This window comes from Hydrogenovibrio sp. 3SP14C1, from assembly GCF_029625905.1.
GTDB lineage: Bacteria > Pseudomonadota > Gammaproteobacteria > Thiomicrospirales > Thiomicrospiraceae > Hydrogenovibrio.
This window is the reverse complement of record NZ_JARTLM010000120.1, coordinates 1-271: the sequence shown is the minus strand read 5'-3', so window position 1 is coordinate 271 and position 271 is coordinate 1. Positions and strand designations below refer to the sequence as shown.

At 66.1% G+C, this 271-nt stretch carries 1 pseudogene; it reads right to left on the bottom strand.

Features of this window, described 5'->3' with window-relative positions:
* Nucleotides 1-271 (bottom strand): annotated as a pseudogene (locus P8629_RS11885) (DNA polymerase III subunit beta); the annotation flags it as partial.

Here is a 271-nt window from a genome sequence, read left to right as displayed (position 1 = left end):
CGATGCTGGCGTCGTCATCGTCCAGCAGCTTGCGCAGCTCGGCCACGGTCTTGCGCGGCACGATCACGCCGGGCATGTCTTGCGCGCCCGAGGGAAGCGCCGCGTCGATGCGCGCCAGCCGGTGCCCGTCGGTCGCCACACAGCGCAATGTCGGGCCATTCTCGCCTTGGGCGACATGCATATAGACGCCGTTCAGGTAATAGCGCGTTTCCTCGTTGGAAATCGCAAACTTGGCCTTATCGAACAGGCGGCGCAGATCGGCGGCGGGGGC